The sequence below is a fragment of the Streptomyces tuirus genome (assembly GCF_014701095.1).
In the GTDB taxonomy this organism is placed as follows: Bacteria; Actinomycetota; Actinomycetes; order Streptomycetales; family Streptomycetaceae; genus Streptomyces; species Streptomyces tuirus.
The window spans coordinates 4,372,936-4,396,313 of sequence record NZ_AP023439.1; the positions used below are offsets into that span (position 1 = coordinate 4,372,936).

The 23,378-nt window shown below is 67.8% G+C and carries 23 protein-coding genes and 1 pseudogene; 12 read left to right on the forward strand and 12 right to left on the reverse strand.

Going from position 1 to position 23,378, the window contains the following annotated elements:
• Positions 1 to 72: 72 nt before the first annotated feature.
• Positions 73 to 1,194, forward strand: coding sequence for a sugar ABC transporter substrate-binding protein (locus IGS69_RS20180; RefSeq protein ID WP_190901820.1), 1,122 nt, complete (start codon positions 73 to 75; stop codon positions 1,192 to 1,194).
• Between the two features lie 320 nt (positions 1,195 to 1,514).
• On the opposite strand, the gene IGS69_RS20185 is transcribed toward IGS69_RS20180, so the two are convergent.
• The 3 genes from IGS69_RS20185 to IGS69_RS20195 all read right to left on the reverse strand — a co-directional run bounded on the left by IGS69_RS20185 (position 1,515) and on the right by IGS69_RS20195 (position 3,006).
• Positions 1,515 to 2,168 (reverse strand): class I SAM-dependent methyltransferase, encoded by a 654-nt coding sequence (locus tag IGS69_RS20185; RefSeq protein ID WP_232543780.1) that lies wholly within the window; start codon positions 2,166 to 2,168, stop codon positions 1,515 to 1,517.
• A gap of 64 nt (positions 2,169 to 2,232) precedes the next feature.
• Entirely contained in the window at positions 2,233 to 2,691 is a 459-nt protein-coding gene (locus IGS69_RS20190; RefSeq protein ID WP_190901824.1) for a hypothetical protein, read from the reverse strand.
• Positions 2,692 to 2,802: 111 nt separating this feature from the next.
• The gene (locus IGS69_RS20195) at positions 2,803 to 3,006 is read right to left on the reverse strand and encodes a cold-shock protein (RefSeq protein ID WP_004984723.1); all 204 of its coding nucleotides are present in this window, start codon (positions 3,004 to 3,006) and stop codon (positions 2,803 to 2,805) included.
• Positions 3,007 to 3,327: 321 nt separating this feature from the next.
• On the opposite strand from IGS69_RS20195, the gene IGS69_RS20200 reads away from it, so the two are divergent.
• The gene (locus IGS69_RS20200; RefSeq protein WP_190901826.1) at positions 3,328 to 4,176 is read left to right on the forward strand and encodes a menaquinone biosynthetic enzyme MqnA/MqnD family protein; all 849 of its coding nucleotides are present in this window, start codon (positions 3,328 to 3,330) and stop codon (positions 4,174 to 4,176) included.
• A gap of 93 nt (positions 4,177 to 4,269) precedes the next feature.
• Positions 4,270 to 5,016: pseudogene (locus IGS69_RS20205) on the forward strand (serine/threonine-protein kinase); the annotation flags it as partial.
• 88 nt (positions 5,017 to 5,104) lie between these two features.
• Here IGS69_RS20205 and IGS69_RS20210 read toward each other — a convergent pair.
• Positions 5,105 to 9,748 carry an FtsK/SpoIIIE domain-containing protein gene (locus IGS69_RS20210; RefSeq protein WP_190901827.1) on the reverse strand — a complete coding sequence of 1,548 codons (4,644 nt, stop codon included), beginning with the start codon at positions 9,746 to 9,748 and terminating at the stop codon, positions 5,105 to 5,107.
• 423 nt (positions 9,749 to 10,171) lie between these two features.
• Between IGS69_RS20210 and IGS69_RS20215 the strand changes: the two genes are divergently transcribed.
• Positions 10,172 to 10,474 carry a WXG100 family type VII secretion target gene (locus IGS69_RS20215; RefSeq protein ID WP_030840100.1) on the forward strand — a complete coding sequence of 101 codons (303 nt, stop codon included), beginning with the start codon at positions 10,172 to 10,174 and terminating at the stop codon, positions 10,472 to 10,474.
• Positions 10,475 to 10,579: 105 nt separating this feature from the next.
• On the opposite strand, the gene IGS69_RS20220 is transcribed toward IGS69_RS20215, so the two are convergent.
• The gene (locus IGS69_RS20220; RefSeq protein ID WP_190901830.1) at positions 10,580 to 11,260 is read right to left on the reverse strand and encodes a hypothetical protein; all 681 of its coding nucleotides are present in this window, start codon (positions 11,258 to 11,260) and stop codon (positions 10,580 to 10,582) included.
• 143 nt (positions 11,261 to 11,403) lie between these two features.
• Here IGS69_RS20220 and IGS69_RS20225 point away from each other — a divergent pair, with 143 nt between their 5' ends.
• From IGS69_RS20225 to IGS69_RS20245, 5 genes are all read left to right on the forward strand, one after another.
• Positions 11,404 to 11,715 carry a WXG100 family type VII secretion target gene (locus IGS69_RS20225; protein ID WP_190901832.1) on the forward strand — a complete coding sequence of 104 codons (312 nt, stop codon included), beginning with the start codon at positions 11,404 to 11,406 and terminating at the stop codon, positions 11,713 to 11,715.
• On the forward strand, positions 11,712 to 12,959 hold the full coding sequence (locus IGS69_RS20230; protein WP_190901834.1) for a putative T7SS-secreted protein: 1,248 nt from the start codon (positions 11,712 to 11,714) through the stop codon (positions 12,957 to 12,959). The genes IGS69_RS20225 and IGS69_RS20230 overlap by 4 nt, the downstream gene beginning before the upstream one ends.
• A gap of 31 nt (positions 12,960 to 12,990) precedes the next feature.
• A complete protein-coding gene (locus IGS69_RS20235) occupies positions 12,991 to 13,584 on the forward strand; it encodes a hypothetical protein (RefSeq protein ID WP_190901836.1) in 594 nt (197 codons plus the stop codon).
• Positions 13,565 to 14,233, forward strand: a complete 669-nt coding sequence (locus IGS69_RS20240) for a hypothetical protein (RefSeq protein WP_190901838.1) — start codon at positions 13,565 to 13,567, stop codon at positions 14,231 to 14,233. The genes IGS69_RS20235 and IGS69_RS20240 overlap by 20 nt, the downstream gene beginning before the upstream one ends.
• A gap of 62 nt (positions 14,234 to 14,295) precedes the next feature.
• Complete coding sequence (locus IGS69_RS20245) at positions 14,296 to 14,655, forward strand: hypothetical protein (RefSeq protein ID WP_232543589.1); 360 nt, start codon at positions 14,296 to 14,298, stop codon at positions 14,653 to 14,655.
• 368 nt (positions 14,656 to 15,023) lie between these two features.
• Here the strand turns inward: IGS69_RS20245 and IGS69_RS20250 are convergent, their stop codons facing one another.
• The 5 genes from IGS69_RS20250 to IGS69_RS20270 form a co-directional block, all read right to left on the reverse strand.
• Complete coding sequence (locus tag IGS69_RS20250; RefSeq protein ID WP_190901840.1) at positions 15,024 to 15,677, reverse strand: hypothetical protein; 654 nt, start codon at positions 15,675 to 15,677, stop codon at positions 15,024 to 15,026.
• Complete coding sequence (locus IGS69_RS20255) at positions 15,674 to 16,357, reverse strand: hypothetical protein (protein ID WP_190901842.1); 684 nt, start codon at positions 16,355 to 16,357, stop codon at positions 15,674 to 15,676. The genes IGS69_RS20250 and IGS69_RS20255 overlap by 4 nt, the downstream gene beginning before the upstream one ends.
• Positions 16,354 to 16,701: a hypothetical protein gene (locus IGS69_RS20260; RefSeq protein WP_190901844.1), complete on the reverse strand. Its 348-nt coding sequence runs from the start codon at positions 16,699 to 16,701 to the stop codon at positions 16,354 to 16,356. Before IGS69_RS20260 ends, IGS69_RS20255 begins: the two co-directional genes overlap by 4 nt.
• 118 nt (positions 16,702 to 16,819) lie before the next feature.
• Positions 16,820 to 18,121, reverse strand: a complete 1,302-nt coding sequence (locus IGS69_RS20265) for a putative T7SS-secreted protein (protein ID WP_190901846.1) — start codon at positions 18,119 to 18,121, stop codon at positions 16,820 to 16,822.
• A gap of 3 nt (positions 18,122 to 18,124) precedes the next feature.
• On the reverse strand, positions 18,125 to 18,439 hold the full coding sequence (locus IGS69_RS20270; RefSeq protein ID WP_190901848.1) for a hypothetical protein: 315 nt from the start codon (positions 18,437 to 18,439) through the stop codon (positions 18,125 to 18,127).
• Positions 18,440 to 19,126: 687 nt separating this feature from the next.
• On the opposite strand from IGS69_RS20270, the gene IGS69_RS20275 reads away from it, so the two are divergent.
• The 3 genes from IGS69_RS20275 to IGS69_RS20285 all read left to right on the forward strand — a co-directional run bounded on the left by IGS69_RS20275 (position 19,127) and on the right by IGS69_RS20285 (position 21,510).
• A complete protein-coding gene (locus tag IGS69_RS20275; protein WP_190901850.1) occupies positions 19,127 to 19,789 on the forward strand; it encodes a hypothetical protein in 663 nt (220 codons plus the stop codon).
• A gap of 436 nt (positions 19,790 to 20,225) precedes the next feature.
• Entirely contained in the window at positions 20,226 to 20,861 is a 636-nt protein-coding gene (locus IGS69_RS20280) for a hypothetical protein (RefSeq protein WP_190901853.1), read from the forward strand.
• Positions 20,862 to 20,940: 79 nt separating this feature from the next.
• The gene (locus tag IGS69_RS20285; protein ID WP_232543781.1) at positions 20,941 to 21,510 is read left to right on the forward strand and encodes a hypothetical protein; all 570 of its coding nucleotides are present in this window, start codon (positions 20,941 to 20,943) and stop codon (positions 21,508 to 21,510) included.
• Positions 21,511 to 21,587: 77 nt separating this feature from the next.
• Here IGS69_RS20285 and IGS69_RS20290 read toward each other — a convergent pair whose 3' ends face one another.
• Positions 21,588 to 22,619, reverse strand: a complete 1,032-nt coding sequence (locus IGS69_RS20290; protein ID WP_385863313.1) for a hypothetical protein — start codon at positions 22,617 to 22,619, stop codon at positions 21,588 to 21,590.
• Positions 22,607 to 23,059 (reverse strand): magnesium transporter CorA family protein, encoded by a 453-nt coding sequence (locus IGS69_RS20295; RefSeq protein WP_232543590.1) that lies wholly within the window; start codon positions 23,057 to 23,059, stop codon positions 22,607 to 22,609. The genes IGS69_RS20290 and IGS69_RS20295 overlap by 13 nt, the downstream gene beginning before the upstream one ends.
• Positions 23,060 to 23,378: the final 319 nt, after the last annotated feature.

Below are 23,378 nucleotides of genomic sequence, written 5' to 3' on the forward strand. Positions count from 1 at the left end.
CGACGCACGGCGTCTGCCCGTTGGCTTTCGACCACGTCGTCACGATGATCCCCCCACCGGAAGGCACCACCAGTGATACCGCGCAACCCCCGCCAGGCCGCCGTCCGGCGCATCTCCGTGGCCCTGGCGGTCTCCGTATCGGCCGTGTCCCTCGCCGCCTGCGGCGACGGCGGGAGTGACGACTCCGCCGCGAACAAGGGCAACGACATCACGGTGGGCCTGCTGCTGCCCGACCGGGACACGGCACGCTTCGAGAAGTTCGACTACCCGCTGATCAAGCAGGAAGTCGCGTCCCTCACGGAGAACAAGGGCACGGTCCGCTACGCCAACGCCGAGTCCAGCGTCACCAGACAGAGCGAGCAGTTCCAGAAGATGATCGCCGACAAGGTGGACGTCATCCTCGTCGACGCCCTCAACTCCAAGGCCATCGCCACGGACGTCCAGAAGGCCAAGGACGCCGGGATCCCGGTCATCGCCTACGACCGGCTCGCCGAGGGCCCCATCGACGCCTACGTCTCCCACGACAACGAACTCGTCGGGCAGGTCCAGGGCCGCGCCATCATCGGGGAACTCGGCGGCAAGGCCCAGCAGAGCAAGGTCGTCATGATGAACGGCGACCCCGGCGACCCCAACACCGCCCGCTTCAAGGACGGCGCGCTGAGCGAGCTCCGGGGCCAGGTGAACATCGTCAAGGAGTACGACACCAAGGACTGGAAGCCCGCGACCGCCAAGGCCAACATGAGGAAGGCGATCCAGTCCGTCGGGCTGAACGACATCGCCGCCGTCTACTCGGCCAACGACGGCATGGCCGGCGCCGTCATCGAGGCGCTGGAGGAGGCCGGGGCCACCAGGATGCCGCCGGTGACCGGGCAGGACGCCAACCTCGACGCGGTGCAGCGGGTCGTCTCCGGCGAGCAGAACATGACCGTGTACAAGTCCTTCCTGCTGGAGGCGACCAACGCCGCGAAGATCGCGGTGGCCAAGGTGCAGGACCGCGCGATCGAGTTCGCGGCACTGACCCGGGAGACCGTCGACAGCCCCACGAAGAAGAGCATCCCGGCGATGCTGGTGCCGGTGGTCGCCCTCACCCAGGACAACATCAAGGAGACGGTGATCACGGACGGCGTGTACACCGTGAAGGACATCTGCACCGCGAAGTACAAGGCGGACTGCGCGGCCATCGGCCTCGAGTAGCGGAAGGCGGATGGCCGCCGGATCCTCCGGGGTGCGGGGCTCGCCCCCGAAAGAAGGGCGTTGCCCCGCCGTCAGGTTCGGGTGGTGGACGCGCGGCGGGTGCCGCGGGGGTCTTGACTTCGCAAGACCCCCGCGCGACATTTCCCCACCCCTTCCGCGTTCTCGCCGGGCTGGATGTGGAGGCGGCTGAGTGTGTGTCGGCCGGTTGAGCGTGCGGGCGGCTGAGCGTGCGCCGGGCGCGGTGCGTCTGGGGGCACCGCGGCCGGACACGGGGCCACCCGGGGCGTCGCGCGTGGGGTCGCGGCGGTGCCCCGGGCGGTTCAGCCCCCTGGCTTGCGCGCCACGAGGCTCGCCTGGGCGACGGGCTCGCCCTGGGTCTCGTCGGGCTCTCGTACGGTCGTGGCGCGGACCGTGAAGCCGGCGCCGCTCAGCAGGGCGGCGACGCGCTCCGGCCGGCCCCGGCGGAAGGTGACGGACACCTCGTGCCCGAAGGCCTTCTCGTAGCGGCGGGGCTCGTCCCCGCACTGGAAGCCGAGCAGCAGATGGCCGCCGGGGCGCAGGACGCGGTGGAAACCGGCGAAGAGGGCGGGCAGGTGCTCCTCGGGCGTGTGGATGATCGAGTACCAGGCCACGACACCGTCGAGCGAGCCGTCCGGCAGGTCCAGCTCCTGCATCGAGCCCTGCTGGAACCGCAGGCCCGGGTTCTCGCGGCGGGCGATCGCGAGCATCGACCCCGACAGGTCCAGCCCGAACACCGACAGCCCCTGGGACGCCAGGTACGCCGTGACCCGCCCGGGCCCGCACCCCAGGTCGGCCACCTCGCCGCCCTCGCCCACCAGCTCCGCGAACCCGTGGAGCACGCCCCGGTCCAGCGGCGTCCCCGGGCGCAGGTCACCGAACTGGACGGCGTACTCCTCGGCGACGGTGTCGTAGAACAGGCGGGTCTCGGTGAGGAAGTCGGGGGCGTGGGTCACGTGATCGGGGGCGCTCACCTGGTCGGGGGCGTCGGGCGGGTGGTCAGGGGCGTCATTCACCTGGTCAGCGGCGTCGGTCATGGCCGGAGACCCTAGCGCGAGCCGCTGTCTCCGCGGCCCTCGTCGGACCGGCCGCGCGCCTGGTTCCGGCCATGCTTCCCGCCACCGGGGGTTTCCCGGCCGCCCGGGTTCGCTCCGCTGCCTCCCCCCGCCGCCCGGAGCCCCCCACGGCCGGGGTTTCACTTCTCCCCGTCCCTTGCCTCTCCCCGTCCCCGTGGACTTGCGAGGCCCGCCCCGCGCCGATGCCCGCTCCCGCCCCGATCGCCGTGCCGAAGCCGAGGCCCTGGGCCAGGCCCAGCGCGAGATTGTCGAAGACGGTCCTGCCGAGCGCGATGCCTATGGCCGTGCCGAGGGACAGGCCTACCGACAGGCCTACCGACAGGCCCGTGGCCAGGTGCTTGCCGGTGCCTTCGGAGGCGGGCGAGCCGCCGGCCTCCCCACTGTTCTCCTGGTCTTCCCGCATCCGCTCATCGTTCCACGGCCGGAATTCGCCAGGAATTCACCGGACGTAAGGGATCCGGAAAGGGCAGGAGCCCCGTCGCCTGGCGGCGCGGGGCTCCTTGGGTACTACAAATCAGACCGGCGTGACGTTCTCAGCCTGCGGGCCCTTCGGACCCTGCGTGACGTCGAAAGACACCTGCTGGTTCTCCTCGAGGGACCGGAATCCGGTCGCGTTGATCGCGGAGTAGTGGACGAAGACGTCGGGGCCGCCGCCCTCCTGGGCGATGAAACCAAAGCCCTTTTCGGCGTTGAACCACTTAACGGTTCCGGTAGCCATAAGCCCTCCTTGGGCCCAAAAGGGTTGCCCTGCTCCAGAACCAGCAAGTGTGAAGATGAATTCCGCACAAGTGCATATGTCTGAGAATGACGAGAGCCCGCGGTCACATGCTCCGCAGGCTCTGTACTGCAAGGGAAACCAAACTGCAACTTGCGACGAGCCTAGCACGCAGGCCGTGGAATGCAATAGGGGTCAAGATCACGTCACCCGAATGTTTGAACATCCCCCGGCCGACTGGCGGAGGGGGCGCCCGCAACCGCCCCACACCCCGACGGCGGGGTCGCGCGCCGGTCCGTACGCCGTGAGGGCTAGCCTCACGATGTGGACAATCCTCGCACCCGGCCGCGCGTCGGCCACATCCAGTTCCTTAACTGCCTGCCCCTGTACTGGGGGCTCGCGAGAACGGGCACGCTCCTCGACTTTGAGCTCTCCAAGGACACCCCGGAGAAGCTCAGCGAGAAGCTGGTGCAGGGCGAACTCGACATCGGCCCGATCACCCTCGTCGAGTTCCTCCGGCACGCCGACGACCTGGTCGCCTTCCCCGACATCGCCGTCGGCTGCGACGGCCCGGTCATGTCCTGCGTGATCGTCTCGCAGGTCCCCCTGGACCGGCTGGACGGCGCCCGCGTCGCCCTCGGGTCGACCTCCCGCACCTCCGTGCGCCTCGCCCAGCTGCTCCTCGCCGAGCGCTACGGCGTCCAGCCGGACTACTACACCTGCCCGCCCGACCTGAGCCTGATGATGCAGGAGGCCGACGCCGCCGTCCTCATCGGCGACGCCGCGCTGCGCGCCAACATGCTCGACGGGCCGCGCTTCGGCCTGCAGGTGCACGACCTGGGCGCGCTGTGGAAGGAGTGGACGGGCCTGCCGTTCGTCTTCGCGGTCTGGGCGGCCCGCCGCGACTACCTGGAGCGCGAGCCGGTCATCACGCGCCGGGTGCACGAGGCGTTCCTCGACTCCCGCAACCTCTCCCTGGAGGAGGTCGGCAAGGTCGCCGAGCAGGCCGCCCGCTGGGAGGCCTTCGACGAGGAGACCCTCGCCCGCTACTTCACGACCCTCGACTTCCGCTTCGGGGGCCCGCAACTGGCGGCGGTCGCCGAGTTCGCCCGGCGCGTCGGCCCGACGACCGGCTTCCCCGCGGACGTGAAGGTGGACCTGCTCCAGCCGTGAGCCGGACGGTGCTCCCGCACTCCTCTGCTGGGTGGTGCCGGCGCACCGGGACCGGAGCCGTCCCCGCCTGCCCACGGGGGAGGGGTGACGCCCATGTCGTCGCTCGACCTCGACGAACCCACCGTCGTGGGGCCCTACCGGCTGCTCGGCAGGCTGGGCTCCGGCGGCATGGGCCGGGTCTACCTGGGCCGCAGTGCCGGTGGCCGCACGGTCGCCGTGAAGATGGTGCATCCGCACTTCGCGCTGGACGAGGAGTTCCGGGCGCTCCCCCAAGCTCTCGGCTTCGCTCGAGCAGGGGGGACCCCATCGGCGTGAGGTCGAGGCCGCGCGCCGGGTGGGCGGTGCCTGGACGGCGCCCGTGCTGGACGCCGACCCGGGGGCGAGCGTCCCCTGGGTGGCGACCGCGTACGCCGCCGGTTCCTCCCTGTCGGCCGCGGTCTCCGACGGCGGACCCCTGCCGGCCCACACCGTGCGGGCCCTGGGCGCGGAACTCGCCGAGGCGCTGGCGGCGGTGCACGAACTGGGCCTGGTGCACCGGGACGTGACGCCGTCGAACGTCCTGCTGACCCTCGACGGGCCGCTGCTGATCGACTTCGGGATCGCCCGGGCCACCGACGGCACGGCGTCCCTCACCTCCACCGGCGTGTCCATCGGCTCGCCCGGCCACATGTCGCCCGAGCAGATCCTGGGCAAGGGCGTCACGGGCGCGGCCGACGTCTTCTCGCTGGGCGCGGTCCTCGCGTACGCGGCGACCGGCCGCCCTTCCCCGGCGACTCCTCGGCCGCCCTGCTCTACAAGGTCGTCCACGAGGAACCGGAACTCGGCCTGCTGGACGGGGAGTCGGGGCGGCCGCAGGCCCGGATGTCGAAGGTCGGGTAGCGGGGGCAGCCGGTCCTTCGCGCCGGGCCGGCTGCCCCCGCTCGACTCCTCACCCCGGAATGACCACCGTCCGCAGCTCCCCGTCGCCGAGGTGGAGCATGCCCTTGCCCGGGGCGACCTGGCCGCCGACCATGCTGCGGTTGAGACGGACACCGACGAGGTCGCCGCTGGAGGACTCCTGCGGGGACAGCAGGATGCCGCGGCGGGCCTTCTTCGCGTCGACCTGCCAGCCCGAGAAGCCGCTGCACACGTCCTCCTCGTCACCGGCGATGACGAGCGCGAGCCCGCGTTCCGCGCCGCGGGAGACCAGCTTCTTCATCTGGCTCTCGGCGTCGCAGTCCTCCAGGAGCTCGCCGTCGTCGACGAGGACGGCGATCGGCTCCTCCAAGGACGCCTGATCGACGAGCTCCTCGAACTCGTCCTCGTCGATGTCGTCACCGGTGAAGACCTTCAGGACGCCGTCCGTGCCGTCGAGCCCGCGGAGCGGGGACTGGCGCGGGGCCGCGATGACCAGGCGGGTGCCCTGGGACAGGAACGAGTGGGCGAAGTTCAGCAGGACTGTCGAGCGGCCCGACTTGGCCGGGCCCGCCACCACGAACGCCGGTACGCCCTCGGCCAGATCGGGGCCGAAGCCGACGATCTCGTCGCCGCCGATGCCGACCAGACCCCACAGCCGCGAGCGGGACGCCTCCGGGTCGCGCATCTCCCAGGCCTCCGGGAAGGAGATGCGGCTGGGCAAACTGTCGACGCGGAAGGGCCGCCGCGAGCGGGGGACGTCCGCGTCGCGGGCCGCGGCCGCCTCGCCGATCGCCGCCAGCGCCGCCGCCTGCCCCTGACCCGTGGTGTCCGCGGCGAGCAGCGCGAACTGCGTCTCCGTACCGAACTCGTTGCGGAACGCACGGCCCGGCGGGATCTCCTCCGGCACCTTGCGCGCCGGGATGCCGAGCGCCGAGAAGTCGCTGCGGTCGGCGAGCCGCAGACCGTACTTGTCCTCGGTGAGGGTCGCGATCCGGCCCACCAGGAGGGTGCGGTCACCCGTCAGCACCAGGTGGATGCCGACGCTGGCGCCCTCGCGCATCATCGTCTGCAGCTCGTCCGTCAGCGACCCGTGGTCGACCTCGCCGAGGGTGGGCACCCAGCCCTCCCAGCGGTCCAGCAGCACCACGATGTGCGGCAGCCGCTCGTCCTCGGCGACCGACGCCCGCTGCTCGCCGATGTCCGCGAAGCCCTTCTCCGCCAGCACGTCCTGGCGGCGGCCCATCTCGCCCTTGAGCCGGTTGACCAGCCGCACGACCCGCTCGGTCTGGTTACGGCTCACCACCGCACCGCAGTGCGGCAGCCGCGTCAGGGCGTTGAGGGCGCCGTTGCCGCAGTCGATGCCGTAGAGGTGCACGTCGGCGATGGAGTGCGTGCGGGCGATGGAGCCCGCGAGGGTGCGCAGCACCTGGGAGCGGCCACTGCGCGGGGCGCCGCCGATCATGAGGTGACCGAAGGAGGAGAAGTCCACGGCGACCGGGCGGCGGGCCTGGCTCGCGGGCAGGTCCTCGATGCCGTACGGCGCCGGCGGCAGTTTGCCCGGGCCGCCCGCGAACGCGGGCAGCTCCACGTCGTCCAGCAGCAGCGTCTCGTCCAGGGCGGGCAGCCACGGGCTGTGCTGCGGCGGGATGCCGAGGGAACTGTTGGCGTCGCGGATGGTGTCCACGAGGACCTTCAGGTCGGTGATCTCCTCGTCCTCGCGGGACTCGGCCTTCGGCTTGACCAGCGCCGCCCGGCCCAGGTCCTCCCAGGCCAGCGCGCCCACCCACGGCATCAGCACGGCCGGATCGGCCGCACCGGGCCGGCGGCCACCGACACGGCCGGACTGGAACGGCACCAGCGAGGCGTGCCCGAGCCGGGCGTACGCGCGGCCCGGGGTGTTCTTGGAGATGTGCCCGGCCTCGGGCGAGTCGATGACGTCCGACGACTCGCCGCCGTCCGTCACCCGCAGCGCGATACGGAGGTTGGTGTTGGCGCGGATCTCGGGAGACACCACACCGGAGGGCCGCTGCGTCGCCAGCAGCAGGTGGATGCCGAGGGAACGACCACGCTGGGCGATGTTCACCAGCCCCGTGACGAAGTCGGGCAGGTCGCGCACCATCGAGGCGAACTCGTCGATGACGATGAGCAGTCGGGGCACCGGCTTGTGCGAGGGGTCCCGGCGCACCAGGTCCTGGTAGTCCTCGATGTCCTTGGCGTCGGCGGCGGCCAGGATGTGCTCGCGCCGGTGCAGCTCCGCGCCCAGCGACTCCAGCGCCCGCTCCACCAGGTGGGCGTCGAGGTCGGTCACCATGCCGACCGTGTGCGGCAGATGCACACAGTCCTTGAACGCCGCGCCACCCTTGTAGTCGACCAGCACGAACGTCATGTTCTCGGGCGTGTTCGCCACCGCCAGCGCCGCAACGATGGTCTGCAGCAGCTCCGACTTACCCGAACCGGTCGTACCGGCGATGAGCCCGTGCGGCCCGTCCTTGCGGATGTCGATCCCGAACGGCCCGTCGTACGACTCGCCGATCACGGCCAGCGTCGACTGCCCGCCCATCCGCCAGCGCGCCTCGATCGCGTCACTGGTCGGCGGCTCCAGCTGGAGCACGTCCAGCAGCCGGCTCGACCCGGGCAGCGCCGAGTCCTCGGTCTCGCCGCTGATGTCCCGCAGCGGTGACAGCGACCGGGCCAGGCGCAGACACCAGGCGGCGGAGACGAAGTCGGGCCGTACGTCCTTCAGGCGCTCCGCACCCGCCTCCTCGACGCGCAGCCGCAACCGCTCGGTGTGCTCGGCCTGTTCGGGCCGGCGGTCGTCGGTGTGCCAGGCCTGGAAGGAGGGGAAACCACCGGCGGCCTGCTGAGGTTCCTGCTGGGTCTGCCGGTCCGGCTCGTACTCCGCGGCCTTCGGCTCGGCCACCACGTACGCCTGGCACTCACCCGGCAGGAACCGCTCCTCGGCGTCCAGGCAGATGGCGAACATCGACACGGCCGGCCCCTCGCGCAGCAGCCGCACGACACCGGGAAGGGACCGCAGTCGCCGCGACCCGTCCCACACCACGACGATGTCGGGGTCGCCGAAGCTCGAATTACCCTGCGACTTGTTCTCCTCGGCGGCCTTCTTGCGCGCGTCGAGGATCTGCGTCAGCTCACCGATCCGCGCGCCGACCGTCTCGGCGTCCGTCCCGATGAGCGCGTTGACGTCCTGACCGCCGGACGGCCGGGCGTGCGGCAGCCAGCGCACCCAGTCCCAGGACTCCTGCGCGGCGTTGTCGCTCAGCACGTAGAACTGCACGTCCATCGGGCTGTGCAGCGCCGCGGTCTGCGCGACGGCCCAGCGCCCGAGGGCACGGGCGGAATCCCCGGGCCCGGCCAGGCCGACGACACCGAGGGTGCGCAGGTGCAGCGCGACCGGGGCGTCCTCGATCTTCCAGGTCACCTGGCGGCGGTGGTCGTCCTGCTCGGGGTCGTCGAGCACCACCTCGGAGGGCAGTTGCCCGGTCCCGAAACGGACCAGCAGGTGGTCGCGGTCGGTGCGCCGCCGCTCCCACAGCCGGGTCCGCGGCCCGGTCCCGAGGGCGAGCACGGTCGCCGGGTCGGGTATGGCGTGCCGCCGGTCGTTGCGCTCGGCGACGAGCGCGTCCTGGGCGTCCTTCTCGATCCGCTCCTTCTGCTCCTCGTACTCCTCGACCTGCTTGGCGTGCGACTTACGCCCGTGCTTCTTGTCGTTGTAGTAGTTGGCGAAGAGCAGGATCGGGCTGAGGGCCGCCATGATCAGGTAGTACCAGCGCTGGAAGATCATCACCGACACGACGGCACCCACGAGCGGCGTCAGCGCCATCAGCCAGGGCAGCGGCCTGGCCTCGTAGTCACGGGGCCGCGACGGCAGCCGGAAGCTGGTCTGCCGCTCGGGCGGGCGCAGCCGCGGGGGGCGGTTGTAGTCGAGGCCGACCCCGTCGTCGGACCACTTGAGGGCGGCGTTCGGGGGCGTGTACCGGGTGAGCTCGAAAAGGGTGTTCCCGACCCCGATCTGAGCGCCGAGGGGCCACTCGGTGGGCCCGGTCCTCTTCTCTTCCGACTTCTCCGGGCTCTTCTTCCTGCCGCGCTTCTTGCCGCCGGACTCGTCCTTCTTCTTGTCCTCGTCCTCCGCGAGGGAGGTGCCGTCGAGGGTGACGTGCTCCTTGCCGGTGTGCACGGCGACCTGGCAGGTGCCGTCGGTGGCGACGGAGAGGGTGAGGGCCCGGGCGTCGACCTCGGGGTCGTCGACACGGATGTACGACGCCGCGCCGCTGCCGATGTCGTAGCGCCCCACGCCGAGCCGGTGCACGAACCCGGCGGCCGGCCCCCCGACGACGCGCAGCTCGACGAGTCCGGTCGGCTCACCCGGCAGACACCCGGACGGATCCAGAAGACTGACGACGGCGCCCTCGCGCAGGGGCGACCCGACGACGGTGGCATTCGGATCGACGGCGTACCCGTCCACGTACACGAGGGGCGCGTTGTTGGCCGGCGCGTGCCGGTGCTGCCCGAGCGGGATGACCTGCGCCCCGCTGTGCCCCACCTGCTTGGCCAGCTCCTGCGCGATGTCCCCCACGGTGGACTCAGGATCGGCATCGAGCACCACGTCGGCGGTGCCACCGCCGTACGGGTCGACGACGGTCAGAGTCAGGCGCACGACTTGTCCTCCCCGTGCCACTGGGCCGGTACGGCCGTGTGGTGTCTGTCGCTGGTACCGCTGTGCCGTCGGCTTGCTGTGCCGTCGGCTTGCTGTGCTGTCGGCTTGCTGTGCTGCTCGTTCGTTGTGCTCTTCAGCCACGTGGGTCACAGCGGTACAGGGACGATATCCGCTCGGTACGACAGCGGGGCAATGGGGAGGCGCCGTGACGTTCCCGATGGCAACGGCGTACACGCTTTCATGACGGCTCGTTCACAAGGCGGGTATGGGGCACCACAGACCACCCCCGTAAGCTGCTGACGCAAGAGCGGACGATCACACCGGTTGCCACGTGCGGTCGGCAACTCGGCTTCAGGGCCGAAGAGTCCGCAAACAGGGAGCCACGGGGGTTGGCCCTGCGGCGTTGCGAGAGGGAGCGGCTTCATGGCCAAGGACCTTGATGTCACATATCAGGACATGCGGGATGCAGCCAAGCATGTCGTGAAGGAGAAGGAAAAGCTCCAGGAGAAGCTCGAGGGCCTCAAGAAGTACATCAACAACCTTGTGCAGGGCGGCTACGTCACGAAGAGCTCGTCGAAGGCGTTCGACGAGAACTTCGACGAGTTCGTGCGCGGCATGAAGGACACGCTGGACGGTCTCGACGGCATGGGTGACTACCTGACCATGGCCGCGGACAAGTTCGAGCAGATCGACGACGAGCTGGCGAAGCAGGCTCGGAGCAAGTAGGGCTCAGGGCTTCGGAGCCCGTAGAGCCCGGGGCTCAGGGGCTTGTCGGGTGCCGGGAGCGAGATGCTGCCGGCCCCCGGCCGGTCGCCGACCGGACGGGGTTCGTCAGTTGTCCGGGAGAGGCTGCCGGAGCAGGTAGGTGTGCAGGTCGCTGCGGAGCTCCTCCGTGTCGACGCGCAGCCAGGATCCGTCGCGGAAGCGGAGCAGCAGCATCCGGGTTTCGTACGCTCCGGAAAACGGGTCGACGAGGAGTGCTTCGCCGGCGGGGAGCCGGGCGACGATCTGCATGGCTTTCTCCCTTCCGACGGTGACCCGTTGCGGTGGGGCCGCCAGCAGGATCCCGTCCTCGGTGGCGAGCACCAGACGCTGATGGTGAGTGGAGTGGCTGTACCACTGCAGCAGGAACTGCCCGGCGGAGCCTTGCCAGTTGCCGTCGAACACCCGGTCGAGTCCCTGTTCGGCGATGATGGCGTCCCGACGTCTGTCGTCCTCGTCCGCGGCTCGCAGTCGCTCCTTCTCGCCCTTCGTGGCGAGAGCCCGCTTGAACGCTTCTTCCATGTTGGACAGAAGGGTCAGCAACATGAGGAGAGGCATGAACGGTACTGCGAGCACCGCGCCGACCATGCCCAGAGGACGCAGCCTTCCAGGCCGAAGGCGAGGAGAGCCGGCAGCCTGAAGCACCTCCGCGGGGGGCTGCGGGATCTTGTCGATCGTGCACCATTCCCCTGCTTCGGAGTGAATGCCCAGACGCTCGGATATCACACGCTGCTTGCTCCTGGATGTCACGTCACGACTCTCCTTGTCCACGCGGAACGGCCCCGTATACCGAGAGCGTATCCGGTGCCGGGGCGCGGACAGGGGTGACGATCGTTCGGACTGTGCCCGCGCTCATCTGATTTCACCGAGAACAACCAGAAAGAGAAGTGCTCATGGGGGACCACATCAAGGCGGACCTTGCCGCCATCAAACGATGCTCGCGCGATCTCACCAAGATTCACGGCGAGTTCGAGCGGCACGGCAACCCTGCGGACGAGTACGGCCGGGCTGTCGGGCATGGAGGTCTGAAGGATGCCTTCTCCGATTTCGGGGACACCTGGAAGAAAACTCGGAAGAAACTGATGAAGGAGCTCGAGCAGCTGGCTGAGTTCACCTCCACCGCCGCCAAGGCGTATGACGAGGTCGACCAGAAGCTGGCACAGGCCATCCGGGACGCCAAGGCGGAGAGCAAGGGGAAGAAGTGAGCAGGACGGACTCCGACTGGCCCCCTCTGTGGCATGACGACCCGACGCCGGGCGACCCGGAGGAAGTGGCCGAACTGGGGCGCAAGTTGCGCAAGATGGCGGACATGATCGACGAGCAGTCGCGCGTCATCAAGGCACTCGCGTCCGTGGAGGGCTGGGACAGCGAGGCCGGTAAAGGCTTCCACGAGTTGGCCGGTGGCACGGCGGACAAGCTGAAGAAGTCCTTCGAGCGCTACGACGAGGCGGCCAAAGCCATCGGCGAGGACGTGCGCGAAGGGAGCTCGGACCAGTTCGCCAGCGAGATGCGCCGTGCGCAGCGCAAAGCCGACAAGGCGCTGAGCGACTATCGCGAAGCCAAGAGTGACCACGATCTCGCGGATCGTGAAGTGCAGAAGTACGACGACAAGTACCCGACGCACAACATACCGGCGGCAGAGAAGGACGACTACGACCGCTGGGTCAAAAAGCGCTCAGAGGCGCTGCTGCGCATCGGCGGTGCCCGGAAAGATGTGAAGGACGCCAGGGAAATCTATGACGATGCGGGGGACAAGGCCGCTCGTCACATCAAGAACGTCGTGCATCACGATGACGTTCGGGACCCGGGCGGATTCATGAACTTCCTGGCCGACTGGGCGGATATGCTGTCGAATATCTCGGCAGTGCTGTCCGTGCTCGCGGTCATCTGCGCCTTCGTGCCGCCGCTGCAGTTCCTGACTCCCATTTTCGCCACCCTCGCCGTGCTGTCCAGCGCTGCCGCCCTCGCCGGTCACGCGTACGACATGTCGGTGCGCGGAGGGAAGGTCGACTGGCTGAAGCTGGGTGCCGACGCGCTGGGAATCCTGCCCGGATTGGGTGCGCTGAAGGGGTTCAGGGCCCTGACCGGGCTCAAGGGGCTGGCGAAAATCAAGGCATTCGGATCGCTGAAGACCATCGGGTCGTTCCGTGGCATGGCCGCGATGGACGGAATCGGACACGCCTTCTTGAACGGTGTCGGTGTCACGTTGACCAACAAGGTCCTGGGCAGGGTGGCGCGCAACGAGCTCGTCGACGGCAGGAAGGTCACGGCTGTCATCAAGGGCACCGGCCTCGCGAGCGCCTTGCACAGAATGATCGGCGGCGAGAACGGCGAGCGCACCGGATACCAGGAGCCGGAGACGGCCAAGCCCACTCCCATGCCGTCTCCCTCACCCGGCCCCGCCCCGAGCGTCTCGCCCAAGGCGTTCAACACGGCTCTGGCGGCGTAGGCCGCGGAGATTGTCCAGGAGGGCAGATGCTGTGAACGACGATGACGAGCTCAAGGAACGGGAGTTCATCGGGCGGCGGGGTGGCGATGTCGCCACCCTGGTCAGCGGTTCGGTGATCGCTGCCGTACCCGAGGCGAATCGAGCCGCGGAGCAGGCAGGGCAGGAGCTGCGGTTCGACTTCCTCGACGACCGGGCCGTGCTGACCATGCTGCACCGACGCCATGGCGACGAAGAGGACATGTTCAAGGCGGGCTTTGCGCATGGCGTGCCCTTGGCTCTCGTGGGCTTCGGGGCCGTGCTCTATTGGGCCGGTGTGGCGCAGTACTGGGAGACCGCAGCTCCCCGCAACGCCTATCTGGCGGTCGCCATCACCGTCGTGGTGACTCAGCTCTTCTTCTTCGTGCGCGGCGCGATGTCGCACTGGGGCGACCCGGTCCGGCAGAACCTGCGGGCCCGGGCGGCGGCCTACCGGAAGATCGCCCACATCGCTCGACGGGGAGGGGCGGACATCCCCGCCCACTATCCGCACTACGGGCCCTACCCCTTCGCGGCGACCTTTCGCCCTGAGGTGGACGACCGCGAACAGTCCGGGAGCAAGAAGGCAGATGACCACGGAGACCGTTGACGAAGCCCGGCGCAGCCTCACGGAGGCCGGTGGCATAGAGGTCCGCTGGATCATGCCGGAGGGTTTCCTCGAGCTGCCCTTCGAGGCGGACGACCTGGATGAGCTGGCCGAGCAACTGATCGAGCTGGCCAAGCAGGCGTTGCCCGGTGCCGACGAGGAAGTGCAGGTGCAGTACGCCGCGATGTGCGCGGCGCACTACGACGAGTTCATCGAGTCGGGGGTGCAGTACGCCGGCTTCGTCACCACGGAGGTCGACGGCGTCCGCTGCACCGCCACGGTGAACGTCAGCCTCCTGGACCTCGACGAGCGAGCCGGCGCCAATCCGGCGGGCTTCATCGCGACCACGATGCGGCACCTGGAGCTCGGAGAGATCGGCGAAGTGCAGCTGCCCTGCGGCCCCGCGGTGACGTGCGTGGGCAGCCGGTCCTCCCACATCGACGGCACTCTGACGCAGTCGGGCCGGGACGAGCCGATCTGGACGTCGTTCATACAGGCCCAGATCCCCCTGAACAACGGGACCGTGCTCCTGCTCGAGATGGGCACGCCGACCGTCGAAGGGTGGGACGTCTTCTCCGCCATGTTCGCCGGCATCGTGAAGAGCGTCCGCCTCTTCGACAACGACGGAGCTCCGCTGGTGATGCCGGGGTGAAGGAAGCGGCAGCAGGCGATACCTCACCGGCGACGGGAGTACCCAGTGACTACAAACTGCTGGTGCCGCGCGAGTGGTTCCGTGTCGACCTCATGCGGGACCGCTGGCGCTCCCAGCTCAAGACGTTCGTCGACCGCCAGTCGGAGGGCCGGACCGTTCCCGCGGAACTCAAGCGGGACGTCTGGACCACCCTGCGCAATACCGCGGAGGCCGGCCGGGCACGCGGGGCCATGGAGTTCTTCCTCCTGACGACCTCCCGGGACGGCGGCCTCCCCGCCTCGCTCCTGGTGTCCCTGCTGCCTCTGGGCGATACCCCCGCCGACCCGGAGGAGTACGCGGCGTGGCTCGAACTGCGAGAGCCTGAAGGGGCAGGGCGGCGACAGGTGTCGGTGGTGGACCTTACGGCGGGGCCGGCTACCTGACGCTCTCCTTCTCGTCTCCGCTCACCGGGATGGCCGGTCCGATGGAGCGCTTGTGCGACGCCATCGCGGGGTCGTTGCGGTGGGTGGAGTGACGTAAGGGGCCGCCTGCAGACTTCGGAAGGACGACGAGGCGCGACGGCTTTGGAATCGCCGGAGTGAGTCTCTGCCTGGTGGCCGGCGCGGGCGTGGTCCTGCTGCTCATGGGTCTGTGGAAGCGGTTCGTTGCGGGACCGTCCCGACGCCCGTGGAGCTGTCCGGAGGACCTGGGGCATTCGGTGGAGTCCTCGGTGCTGTCACCGCGCCAGGGGCGGCGGAGGGCTGCGCCGCGCCCCCGGCGTCTCGGGTGGGATCCGCCTGGCACGCGGAGGTCATGAGGACTTCCAGGTATCGGCTTCCTCATCCGGGCTGATCCGGATGGTGCGGGCGAATTCGTCGACATCGTCGAGAGCCCGGAGGATCCTGCCGGCGTCGGGATCGGCCAGGATGATCAGGACGTCCGCGGCTTCCTCGCCCTTCTCGTAGCGCCAGGCGTAACGGAGTCCGACGTGCACCTCGTTGCTGTCGTCGTCCTGGTAGTAGCGCAGCACCCGCAAGCCGGCTCCCAGGTGCGGAGAGTCGAAGTCCTCGACGATGGGGGGCTCGACGGTGTAACTCGCATCGGCATGGGTGAGCTCCCGCAATGCCGTTTCCCGGTCTTCGCCCTCCTCGATCTGCACCAGATCGACATACGCCGGAAGCGGGATCTCCCGAGGGTGCGGGAGATGGAGGAAGACCTCGAAGTCCGGAAAGGCCGCGGGGGCCCTGAGGGCGTACATCAACAGGATGTTGGTCAGCAGGTCGACTTCGCCCGGCTCTGGCTTCTCCGACGAAAAATCCGCCCAGAGACCCTCGGCGAAGTAGCGTGCCCACGCCTCAGGCGTCTGTGCCTCCTCGACGTCCTCAAGGCCAGGCTCCGGCCACATGAGCGGGATGCGGATCCAGGGGGCCAGATCCATAACGTGCTTGACGTTGAGCCAGCTCACTCATAACTCCATCTGAACGTGCCGACCACCGCGTCGAACAACTCGACCAGCACGCCGGTGAACTCACTTTCCAGATCGCCGTCACCTGGTGTGGAGAAGCTGATGCTGATCCAGCGACCGGGACCGTCGGCCACGGGGAGCACATACTCGACCCGCCGCGTCGGCAGGGCGGTCTGCCGTACGGCTTCGGGGGCGGAACTCAGCTCCTCCTCGGCAGGGGCGGAACGGTAGGCGCGGCGGAGCGCGGGAGCCCCTGCCACCTCGACCTCCGTCGCCGTTCCGTCGGGGACGCCTTCGTCGGCCAGTTGAGCGATCACTGCCTGTGGAGGAACCGCATGGTCTTGGCCGATCGGCATCTCGGCAACGATGAAAGAGGCCATGAGGAAGATGCCCCCGCGTGGGAGCACCGGAAGGTAAAGGTCAAGGCCGCCGTTTCTCCTGGCTGCACGGGCCTGCTTCTCCATCTGGCGACGCATGTCCAGTCGGAAGCGCATCGCCTCGTCCCGGGGAATGCCTTCCGGGACTTGCCCCATGTGTGAGAAGAGGACATTCTCGAGCGCTTCCTTGGTGCCCTCGCGCAGGGGGATGCGAACCCAACCGGGCGGCAGGACGAGCTCATAGCCGCGGGGAGCGGCCAGCTTGACGGGGGATGGCTGTTGCTCCAGATCGGACGTACTCACGCGCCTGCCTGCTTCTTGAGCTGCCGGTCGGCCACCAGGATCGTGAGGGAGGAGAGCACCGAGATCACGGCGAGCCAGCTGTAGCCGAGGGCCGCGAATACGTTCGGGAGCAGGAAGAGGCAGGAGACAATCTTGATCACCTGGGAGAAGTTGGCACCCCTCCTCGGGTCGCGGATCAGCTCCCGATTGTTGATGAACAGGAGCAGCATCAAGACGGGTGCCACCATCATCGGCCAAGCTGCGTAACCTTTGGTGAGCCAGTCCACCCCTCCATACTTGCTTCCAAGGTCCTGGAAGGCGAAGCATAGGATCGGCACCAAGGTGAACGCGGCAAGGAATTTCATGGCCCGAGACTCTTCCGGGCTTTTCGCCGGTACTGTTGCCACTATCTCCCACTCCAAAAGGAAACTTGCTTCACATCTTGTTGTGTGCGGTCTCTGCGGGTCGAACCTAGCGCAGGAGTCACCAGCGACTCCCTACTTCACGTGTCAGAACATCCTTGGCATCTCCATAAGCGTCCCCGCCAAGCTTTTCTCCGGCCTTGTCGCCGAGATCTACGAAGGTAGCTGCTCCGTAGTTCAAGCGAAAATTCCTTACGGCTTTGTCAGTTGCATCGGCCGCCGCCCGCACGCTGGCATTCCCGCCGAACTCGGCCCGCATCGCCTTGGCGAACTTGGAGGCGCTGGCGACCTCCCCCTCGCCGCTCAGCAGGCGGTCCAGCCGGGTCGTCCCGGGTCGCGTTTCCTTCGCCCCGATCTGACGCAGCGCATCCTTCGCGCGCACTGCTTTCGCGCCGCGGGCCGAGTCGGCACCGTATCGCATGACGTTCTTGTCGAGCAGCTTGCGCAGATTCGTGTAGCGCTGGAACCGCCCCGCCCTACTGGCGGTCTTGAGCGTCGTCGCTGCCGCCTTCACACCCTTCATCGCGATGCTGCCGAATCCCAGCGTCGCCAGCGCGAAGACGTCCATGGCGACGTCCGCCCAGTTCCCGTCACCGGAGAGGGCGAGCAACGTGTGCCCGACGCCGACAAGTGCCGTGAGACTGAGGGTGGTTACCGTGATGAGAGTCGCCAGCCAGCCGACCGGTGTGAAGAGGAGGGCGATGACCCCGATGATGGTCGCGGCCCAACTCAGTACTTCGATGACGCTCTTGATGGTATCCGCGTGCTCGTGCACCCAGTCCTTGAAGTTCTCCCACTTGCTGTCCTTGATGACATCCGAGATGTCAGCGCCGATGTTCTTGGCGTAGTACTGGGCACGGGAGTTGCGGTCGGAGATGACCTGGTTGAGCTGCTTGTGGTACGACGCCAGGTGGCTGTTGGGATCGGACTCCTCCGACGACTTGTTGTCGCCGTCTTTGCCGTCCTTCTTGGCCTCGGCTTCCTTCTTCTTCACCTCGGCAGCGTGTTCCTCGTCAGCCTGCTTCGCGGCTCGGAGGACGCCGTCGGCCCGCTCCTGGAAGCCCTCCAGCTCGTTGGCCCAACTGCCGAGGTCGCCCACCACGCGTTCGTAGCGACCCGCTGTCTCGCGGAAGCGCTTCTCAAGGTCGCCGGACTTCTCGCGGATCTTGTCGGCGTACTTGCCCTGCAGGGCGTCGCCGTCAGCGGCCTTGCGTAGGATGCCGGCCTGGTCGCGGAGGGTCGAGGCGAGGTCCTTCATTCTGCGGACCTCGTCTCGGATGTCCTCCGGATCGCCGGGGATCGGGTCCTTCTCCGCCAGCGGATGCCAGTCGACCGGTCGGCGTTTTCCCTTACCTGTGCCCATCGGTCAGTTTCCCCCGTTCTGGCTGTGCTTTTTCTCGCTCGCCTTCTTGAGGTCGAGGTCCAGCTTTTCGAAGCTCTTGAGTGAGGTCTCTACTTGCTTGCCCAAGTCCTCGACGTTTTCGAGGAGTTCACGTCGATAGTTGTCCCAGTTGCTGACGAACTCGTTCATCTTTCCGGAGATGCTCTCATGGCCCCAGATGTCATGAATGTCGGAACGATGCTTATCGATGCCTTTGAGGGCTCTTTTGATGTCCCTGAGATTTGTCTTCGAAGACTCCAGAAGTTTGTAGTCGACCACCAGGCGGTCGTGCTCCCCCATGGGTCCCTCCATCTGTACGTGCGTCGTCAAAAATACTCTTGTGCGGGTTCAACCCGCTGGCACAGTCACCGCAAACGCCTCCCCGCTCGTCAGGGCGCAGTCCCTGGGCCTTGCTCGTGAATGTGGGCACCCAATGATGTGCGGGGCCGGATCGGGCAGCACCGCCGCCGGTCACGGCCGACACCGGTCGTCGCAGGTCCGTGACCTGCCAGTGGCGGACCGCGCCTGTAATCGGTCAGCGGTCGGCGGTCGTGCACGCCCAGGCGGTGGCGCCGAGCGTCTGGCCGAACGGTCCGTGGCGTGAGCCGTAACGGAGAGCCTGTGGCGGACGCGGTGGCGGGCGGAACTGCAGACGGCGTATCAAGTGACTCACCCCGAGAGCGAGAACGGTGTGCCAGGTACGCCGACGGTATCTGTTGGGTTCCGCGGTCTGTCGGGCAGAGCCTCTCGGTGAAGGGGGTGATTCCTGTGCTTGCGGGTGGAGTTGGGGGTGTGCATAGGCGGCGCGTCATCTTCTTCGAGACGTGAAGCTGGTGAAGGTTCGGTGACGCGGGCGATCCTCCATGTGAAGGGGTCTCCGCACGGATCACACGACCGTACCGGTCCTGATAGGCGTTTCGGTGAACGGCTGCGCCCCATGGGATCATCCGTTGTCACGCCGACCATCTGCCTCTGAGGACGAGCGCCATGCTGACTACCCGCCGGAGGGTGGCTGCGGCCTGCCTCCTTGCTGCTGTCACTTTCTCTGCGGCTGGTTGCAGCAGCGATTCGGACGACGGATCGAGTAGCGACGAGATCGTAGGAGCTGGTGGGGGAGGTAAGGAGTCGCCGTCGTCGTCCGCATCCGTTGTGCCGGAGGAGGGCGCGCCGACGTTCGACCTCCCGTCGGATGTCAAGGCTGTGGTCGAGAACGAGCAGAGCGGAGACGCTACGAAGGACGCGATCCTGCGAGACGTGGCGTACTCGGCTCAGGCACGCCTGGAGGCTTTCGGTAAGGGCAGTGGTCGGACGGCGAACATGAACCGCTATTTTGCGGCCTCGGCCCTTACCTACTGGACCGATCGGATCGCGGCGGTCAAGGAGGACGGGCTCACCGTCAGTGGTGACTACCGATATTTTGGCTTCGAGGTCACGGACGTGACGAACGGCAAGACCGCGGCGGTCCGTTACTGCGAGGACCAGAGCAAGGGGTATAGCAAGGAAATCAGCACGAAGAAGGTGCTGCGCACCCAGCCGAGCGACAAGGACTTCATCCTGTACACCCTTCAGGCCGCCAGGGACGCGCGGGGTGACTGGCAGGTACAGAAGCAGAGCTGGAAGAAGGGGGACGCGTCGTGCGTTCAGGGGTAGGGGCACGGGCGGTTCGGCAGGATCGTCGTCCGATTCTCCGCGCGGCCGCCGCCGCAGGGCTCCTAGTGACGTTGTGCCTCGGCTCCCCGGCGTACGCGGGTGACGGCCAGGTCAGCGGTGACAGCGGCACCACTGAGACCGACCAGCCGGGTGCCGAGTCGGGCGTCGGCACCGATGCCGGCGCCAAGTCCGGCAAAGGTTCCATCGGTGCCCACATCCGCATCAACCAGAGCACCCCGGCCTCGAGCGGCGCCACCGCGTCCGCCACCTCCGCCGACACCAACTGGGAACCGCCCGTGTGCTGGTACGAGCCCATGTACACGCCGGAGGAGTACGAGACGTTCATCAAGGACGCCTATGGAGACGCGGGGGAACCTGCCGCGAGTTACGCGCGTAAGCGAGGCAAGGAGAAGTACCACAAGGGCGATAAGGGCCTGTGGTGTGGCAGGTCCAGTTCCGCGACGACAATTTCAGCAAGGCCTGCCCCGTCACCACGGACAACTGGGAGATCTGGGTCCCGCCCGCCGACCCGCAGCCGGACCCGAACAAGGTGACCCCCGAGATCCTCTCCGAACTGGCCTTCAACTCGACCAAGTTGCCCAGTCCGCCAGTGGAGTTGCAGCCCCGCGCGGACCGGCTGCTCGTGAACCTCGGTACGCGGGTCGCGTTCAAGGGCGATCTCGACCGCGTGTGGACGACGGCCAGCCTTGACTACAAGGGCGTCCAGCTCGCCGCCACCACCGTGGCCACGCCGGTGGCGCTCAAGGTCGAAGCGGGTACCGCCGACGCGGACCCGCAGAGCTGCACGTATGACCTGGTCAAGGGCAAGGGTGGCTACACGGCCGACAGTGAGGGTGCCGGCTGCAACGTCACGTATCTCCGGGCGTCCGGCAATGCTACTTACCCTTTCAAGGCGTCGATCACCTGGAAGGTGACCTGGACCGACTCGGTCGACCCGGACGGTCCAGCGCGGCAGCCGGGGCTGCCGGACGGGCTGTCCACGTTCGAGCAAGATGTGACGGTCAAGGAAGCCCAGGCAGTGAACCGTTCGACCGGCGGAGACCATGTCTGAGACCGCGGTGCGGGTATCGCGATGCGGTCAAGGGGCCTGGTGGCGCTTCGACTTGGTGCGGTGGGCGGCGTTGAGCGTCATGTGTGCCGGCGGTTCGCTCGGGCTCGCCTGGCTCGGGCCCGTCGTGCCGTTGCCGAGTCCAGTGGGCGGGGTGGCCCTGCTCCTCGCCTGGATCGTGCTGCCGCTCGCTGCGGTTCTCGTGCCGGTTCTGGTGCTGCGGAGGGTTCCGCGCAAGCGGCGGAAGGTCGCCTGGCAGTTCCTCTTCCCCGTTGTCGCCGGGGTTGCGCTGGGAGTGTTCGGCGGGGAGGCCGGTGACCAGGCCGCCCTGGCAGAGCGGGGGACATGGAGCGACGCCGTGGTCGTACGGAAGGACGACAGCGGGAAGACCGACTTCTGCGACCTGCGCACAGCCGACGGGCGCGAGATCTCGCCCGCGCTCTCGGAAGGCGAGGGATGCGGGGAGTGGGTGACGGCGGGCTCCAAGCTGCGAGTCCGGTATGACCCCGCAGGCGTTGCCAGGCCGACCACCGACGAGGAGACCGGCTCGGAGGCCGGGCTCCTCGCCGTCCTGTTCGTGCTCGCGGTAGGGATGGGGACGTGGGGTGGTGTGCGGCAGAGTCGGTGGGATCGGGAGCATGTGGGGGAGTGAGCGAGTGAAGGGTACTTATCCCTGTCGAATCGGCGCTCGCCGCACCTCGCACCCTCGCTGTCCCCCTCTTCGCCAGGTCACCTGTTGACGGACTGGATCTCCTGGACGGTCACGTCCTGGTCGTTGCCGAAGGTGCCGTTGGGAAGTTGTGTCGGGTTGGGGTTGCCCGTGCCCGTCCAGGTGATTTCCCAGGTCACGGTGGCCTGGAGATTGAAGGTGCCGTCCCCGGAGGAGCGGAGGTACCTGATTCCGCAGGGCGGGGTCCTGTCGGCCTTGCCCTTGGCATAGGGCTCGCCGATTGAACCGTCCTCGTTGATCGTGCACTCGCCGGAGGTGGGATAGGTCTCGGCGTCGGGCGTACCGGGTTCCAGCTTGAGAGAGACCGGCTTTGCGGTGGTCGTGGCTTGGATGTTGAGGCCGCCCACATTGAGCGCGGCGGTGACCGAGACCTCTTTGAACTTGGCTTTGTCCAGCCAGGCCCAGGTGGGGAGATTGACCTTGGTGGTCGCCTCGGGGGCGACGGTTACTTCGGTGTTCGGCAGTTGGATGCGGTTGTAGGCGAGTTCGGCGAGAACTTGGGGAGTGACTGGGTTCTCCACGGGTGGGGCAGCACCGTTCTCGACCCAGAAGGGGGGCTTGTCGCAGAGCTGGGCTTCGGGCTCCATCCAGCGGTCCTCGTCGCGGACGGCGACCCACCAGTTGCCCTCGTCCTTCTGGTCGAGGTTGTAGTTCTTGTACTTTCCGTCCTTGTATTTGTCGCGGAACATACCGGCCGAAGTCTTGGCGTAGCTGTGCTGGCCCGGAGTGTTGATCGTCTCGTCGTACATATTCTCGACGTACTTGGAGAACTCCTGCGCGGAGCGCGGTTCGTACCAACATGCAGGCGGGGTCCAGTTGCCTACAGGGGTGACATTGCCCTTGCGGCCATCGCCCGAGGCGGTGCTTGTGTACCTGATCATGGAGACGAGGTCGCTTCCGGACCGCTTGCCGCTGGCATCGACCTCGGCCTCGGACGCGCCAGGGCCTTTCGCCGCTGCAGTGCCGGCGGTCATGCCGACAGCCGTGAGGAGAGCACTCAGCGTGGTTATGCCACGGGTCAGGGCGCGCACGTCTTGTCCCCTCGCTTCGACAGCACCTCCGTGGTCTGCCAGACCCCCTTGGTGTTCTTCTTGAGCTGGGTGCTGTACGTGACGTACGGGCTCTCGTCGGACGGCGACTTGTCCACCGTTCCGGTTTTGCGGTTCTTGTTGTAGGCCTTGCTCTCGTCAGCGCAGTAGGCAACCGCGGCCGTGTCGCCGTCCGCGACCTTGACCTTCGGGTTGAAGTAGCGCGTGGAGCCTGTCCACGTGAGGTCCTCGTCCAGCCAGGCCCGGACCCACTTCTGCGCGCTCACGAGTGCCTTGCCCTGGCGGTAGTAGGCGAGTGTCGCCGAGTTCGAATCGCCGCGGAGGATCGCGTCGTCCACCGCGTTCACCGTCTGCGTCACGTCGGACAGCACGGCGTCCTTGGTCGGGTCACCCGTCTTCCAGCTCTCGAACTTGTTCTCCACCCCGTCGGGAAACGTGATCTTGGGCCTGTCAGCGGGACCGGATGCGCCGGCGCTCGGTGAAGCCGATGGCTCCGTCTTGCCTGTATCGGCGCCTGCGATGTTGTCGTTGCTCTTCGAGCTGTCGTCCCCGCTGCCGCAGGCCGTCAGCAGGAGGGCTGCCGTTGCCGTGAGTGCGGCAGCAACGGGCAATGGGCGGCGCTTCACAGTGACTCCCCGTGAGACAGAAGAACAGTCCAAAGCACTGACGGTATCGGTGAGGTTCCTGGTTTCACCAGTGCGAATTTCCGTGAGAACTGGGGCAATTTGGAGTGTATGGGGA

Bases quoted from the DNA above. Each gene is read 5' to 3' on its own strand.
- IGS69_RS20270 (WP_190901848.1), bottom strand. From the start codon at position 18,439: ATGGGGGAGCACGACCGCCTGGTGGTCGACTACAAACTTCTGGAGTCT.
- IGS69_RS20240 (WP_190901838.1), top strand. From the start codon at position 13,565: ATGACCACGGAGACCGTTGACGAAGCCCGGCGCAGCCTCACGGAGGCC.
- IGS69_RS20215 (WP_030840100.1), top strand. From the start codon at position 10,172: ATGGCCAAGGACCTTGATGTCACATATCAGGACATGCGGGATGCAGCC.
- IGS69_RS20285 (WP_232543781.1), top strand. From the start codon at position 20,941: ATGTGTGCCGGCGGTTCGCTCGGGCTCGCCTGGCTCGGGCCCGTCGTG.
- IGS69_RS20265 (WP_190901846.1), bottom strand. From the start codon at position 18,121: ATGGGCACAGGTAAGGGAAAACGCCGACCGGTCGACTGGCATCCGCTG.
- IGS69_RS20275 (WP_190901850.1), top strand. From the start codon at position 19,127: ATGCTGACTACCCGCCGGAGGGTGGCTGCGGCCTGCCTCCTTGCTGCT.
- IGS69_RS20195 (WP_004984723.1), bottom strand. From the start codon at position 3,006: ATGGCTACCGGAACCGTTAAGTGGTTCAACGCCGAAAAGGGCTTTGGT.
- IGS69_RS20190 (WP_190901824.1), bottom strand. From the start codon at position 2,691: ATGCGGGAAGACCAGGAGAACAGTGGGGAGGCCGGCGGCTCGCCCGCC.
- IGS69_RS20260 (WP_190901844.1), bottom strand. From the start codon at position 16,701: ATGAAATTCCTTGCCGCGTTCACCTTGGTGCCGATCCTATGCTTCGCC.
- IGS69_RS20225 (WP_190901832.1), top strand. From the start codon at position 11,404: ATGGGGGACCACATCAAGGCGGACCTTGCCGCCATCAAACGATGCTCG.